The 3835-nt window shown below is 71.6% G+C and carries 4 protein-coding genes; 3 read left to right on the forward strand and 1 reads right to left on the reverse strand.

The annotated features are described in order from the left end of the window. On the forward strand, positions 1-1119 hold a 1119-nt coding region (locus D7W81_RS40285), incomplete at its 5' end, for a methyl-accepting chemotaxis protein (RefSeq protein WP_147445806.1). Positions 1120-1279: 160 nt separating this feature from the next. On the opposite strand, the gene D7W81_RS40290 is transcribed toward D7W81_RS40285, so the two are convergent. Next, positions 1280-2044, reverse strand: a complete 765-nt coding sequence (locus D7W81_RS40290; RefSeq protein WP_120560620.1) for an SDR family NAD(P)-dependent oxidoreductase — start codon at positions 2042-2044, stop codon at positions 1280-1282. Positions 2045-2160: 116 nt separating this feature from the next. Here D7W81_RS40290 and D7W81_RS40295 point away from each other — a divergent pair, with 116 nt between their 5' ends. After that, on the forward strand, positions 2161-3165 hold the full coding sequence (locus tag D7W81_RS40295; RefSeq protein ID WP_120560621.1) for a DUF1028 domain-containing protein: 1005 nt from the start codon (positions 2161-2163) through the stop codon (positions 3163-3165). Between the two features lie 83 nt (positions 3166-3248). Further along, the coding region (locus D7W81_RS40300; RefSeq protein WP_147445807.1) for a DUF1028 domain-containing protein at positions 3249-3835 on the forward strand (587 nt) is incomplete at its 3' end.

Consider the following 3835-nt stretch of genomic DNA (forward strand, 5'->3'; position numbering starts at 1 on the left):
GTGCTGGTGCTGGCGCGCGGCGCCCAGGCGGAGTGGGCGCGGATGCGCACCACGCTGATGGGGGTGCTGGGGCTGGGGCTGCTCGTGGCGCTGCTCGCGGGCGGAGGCGTTTTCCTGCTGGTGCGGCGGATGATGGCGCCCCTGGGCGCGCTGACGGCGGCGGCGGCGCGGGTGGTGGCCGAGAGCGACTTCAGCGGCACGCTGGACATCCACTCGCATGACGAGATTGGCCAGATGGCCGAGTCCTTCCGGGAGATGATGTCGCGGCTGCGCGCGGTGCTGATGGCGCTGAAGAACTCCGCGCAGGAGCTGGAGGCGACGGCGCTGGAACTGGCGAACTCCGCGTCGGACCAGAACCTGGCGGTGACGCGGCAGGCGGCGGCGCTGCACCAGACGCAGATCGCCGCGCGGCAGCTGCAGGAGAGCTCGCGGGCGGCGGCGCAGCGGGCCACGGGCGTGCTGCGCGAGGCGGAGAAGGCGGGCGCGGTGGGGCAGGCGGGCGAGTCCGCGGTGGCGGGCAGCGTGGGCGGGCTCACGCACATCCGTTCGCAGGTGGAGCGCATCTCCACCACGGTGTCGGAGCTGCGGCAGCGCACGCGGCAGGTGGGTGACATCACCGGCACGGTGAAGGACCTGGCGGACCAGTCCAACGTGCTGGCGTTGAACGCGGCCATCGAGGCGGCGCGCAGCGGCGAGGCGGGCCGGGCGTTCGCGGTGGTGGCCCGGCAGATGCGGTCGCTGGCGGACCAGTCCGCGACGGCCACGGCGCGCGTGCAGTCCATCCTGGGTGACATCGGCCGCGCCATCTCCGAAGCGGTGCAGACGAGCGAGGGCGGAACGCGCGAGGTGGAGGGCGGCCTGGACCAGGCGCGCGCGGCGGGGGAGAGCCTGCGAGCGCTGGCCGCGGTCATCCAGAACAACAGCGTGTCCGTGAAGAGCATCGCGGACATGGTGAGCCAGCAGGACGCGGGCATCGCGGAGTTGTTCGCCGCGCTGAGCGACCTGACGCGGCTGGCGGACGAGACGGTGGAGCGCGTGGCCACGAGCGCCGTGGCCGCCGCGCGCCTCACCACCGCGTCCCACGAGGTCAGCAACATCGTGGGGCAGTACCGCCTGTAACGGCGGAGCGCGGCGGTGGCGCCCGGTGCGCCGCGATGCCGTGCCTGCCTACGCGGTGTGGCCGGGCTCGTGACGCCCGGCGTGGGCCCGCCGCCTCGCCGCCGTGCGACGCGTGCCTGGGCGGTGATGCCGGGTGCGTGACGCCCGGCGTGGACTCGCGCTACGCCGCCTCGCCGCCGTCGATGGCGTAGGCCGCGCCGGTGATGGGCGCCGCCGCTTCCGACGCGAGGAAGAGGCACATCGCGGCCACCTCCTCCGGCTGGATGATGCGGCCCATGGCGCTCATCGCGGCCAGGGCCTCGCGGGCCTGCTCCTCACTGCGGCCCGTCGTCTTGGTGATGGCGGCCGTCGCGCCCGCGAACATGTCCGTCTCCACCCAGCCCGGGTTCACGATGTTCACGGTGACGTTCTTGCGCGCGTACTCCGCTGACAGCGCGCGCGTCAGCCCCAGCAGCGCGTGCTTGGACGCGCAGTACGCGGACGTGTACTTCGCCCCGCGCGTCGCCGTGATGGACCCGATGTTGATGACCCGCCCGCCGCCCGCGGACGCCATGGCCGGCATCAGCTCACGGCACAGGAGGAAGGGAGCCGTCACGTTGACGGCCATCACCTTCGCCAGGTCCGCCGTCGTCGTCTTCGTCAGCGGCGCGGACACGGTGATGCCCGCGTTGTTCACCAGCACCCGGGGCACGCCGGCCGCGAGCACGGTCTTGCACGCCGCGAGCAGCGCGGGCTCGTCCGCCACGTCCACCGTGAGCGCGCGGATGCGCTCGCCGCCCTCCTTGCGCAGCGCCTCCAGCGACTCCGCCGAGCGCGCCAGCGCCCAGACGTCGTAGCCCTCGCGCGCGAACGCCAGGGACACCGCGCGGCCAATGCCCCGGCTGGCGCCCGTCACCACCACCGTCTTCGTCGTCTCGCTCGTCATGGCCGGGCAGCATAGTCGCGCGCGTGGAATCGCACGGACGGTGCATGGCGAAATGCATCATTCGCGCGCCAGGGGGCCCTTCCAGACATCAACCACTGCATCGGAGTCCCCTGAACATGAAGACCTTCAAGCGTGGCCTGCTGGCCGCCTCCTGCCTGATGTTCGCGTCCACGTCCGCCCTCGCGGCGGCGCCCACCGGCCGCGCCAACCCGCGCCTCATGGGCACGCGCGCCATCGTCGCGTGTGACGCCGTGGAGAAGTCCTGCGGCGTGGCGAGCATCTCCTTCCCCGCGGGCATCAGCGGCCTGGTGCCCTACGGCCGCCCGGACGTGGCCATCGCCACCATGTTCTACCCGTCGGTGGATGACGCCGAGGCGGTCCTCGCCCGCGTCGACGCGGGCAACACGGCCCAGCAGGCCGTGGACTACGTGTTCTCCGTGGATCCGTACGCGGACTACCGCCAGCTCGCCGTGGTGAAGCTCAACCCCAACGGCACCATCACGGTGGGCCAGCAGACCGGCGCGGAGAACGCGCCCCAGCGCTGCGCGGTGAAGGGCGCCACCTTCGTGGTGCAGGCCAACAACCAGACCACCTCCACCATCTGCGACGCCATGGCGTCGGCCTTCCAGAGGACCACGGGCAGCCTGCCGCAGCGGCTGCTCACGTCGCTCAAGGTGGGGGCCAGGGTGGGCGGCGACAACAACGGTGAGCGCTCCGGCGTCATCCGCGTCTGGACCTCGGAGAACGAGTCGACGTTCTACACCAAGGTGCTGGCGGACGCCGTCGTGCACACCAGCATCACCGCGCTGAAGGACCTGGAGGTGGAGATGAACCGCTACCAGGCGAGCATCGCCGCGCCGTACGCGTCGGACCTCATCCCGCTCGACGCGGAGACGGCGAAGGCCGTGAAGAAAACGCTGAATGCAGCCGGGTACTACAACGGCGTCCTGGATGGGACCTGGGGCACCGACGCTGAAGCGGCGCTGGATGCCTTCAACTGGAACACGCTCTTCTTCCTCAAGCCCACCGTGCTGGTGAACGGCCAGCGGAAGATCGACGGCCCGCTGGTCAACTACCTGCGCAACGTGGATCCGAAGGCGTTCAAGCCCGGCGGGCTGTGAAGCACCGGGCACATGGGGGCGTGCGCAGCGCCCCCAGCGACGGCCTGTTCCAGACATCACTCACTGCATCGGAGTCCCTGCACATGAAGACCTTCAAGCGTGGCCTGCTGGCCGCCTCCTGTCTGATGTTCGCGTCCACGTCCGCCCTGGCCGCGGCGCCCACCGGCATCAACCCTCGCGTCCTCGGCACGCGCGCCATCGTCGCGTGCGACGCCGTGGAGAAGTCCTGCGGCGTGGCGAGCATCTCCTTCCCCGCGGGCATCAGCGGCCTGGTGCCCTACGGCCGTCCGGACGTGGCGGTGGCCAGCATGTTCTACCCCTCGGTGGATGACGCCGAGGCCATCATCGCCCGCACCGACGCGGGCGACACGGCCCAGGCCGCCATCGACTACGTGTTCACCGTGGATCCGTACGCGGACTACCGCCAGCTCGCCGCGGTGAAGCTCAATCCCGACGGCACCATCACGGTGGGCCAGCAGACCGGCGCGGAGAGCGCCTCGCATCGCTGCGCCGTGAAGGGCGCCACCTTCGTGGTTCAGGCCAACAACCAGACCACTCCCACCATCTGCGCCGCCATGGTGACGGGCTTCCAGCAGGCCACGGGCAGCCTGCCGCAGCGGCTGCTCGCGTCGCTCAAGGCGGGGGCCAGGGTGGGCGGGGACAACAACGG

The organism is Corallococcus aberystwythensis (genome assembly GCF_003612165.1).
GTDB classification, from domain to species: domain Bacteria; phylum Myxococcota; class Myxococcia; order Myxococcales; family Myxococcaceae; genus Corallococcus; species Corallococcus aberystwythensis.

Bases quoted from the DNA above. Each gene is read 5' to 3' on its own strand.
- D7W81_RS40295 (WP_120560621.1), top strand. From the start codon at position 2,161: ATGAAGACCTTCAAGCGTGGCCTGCTGGCCGCCTCCTGCCTGATGTTC.
- D7W81_RS40290 (WP_120560620.1), bottom strand. From the start codon at position 2,044: ATGACGAGCGAGACGACGAAGACGGTGGTGGTGACGGGCGCCAGCCGG.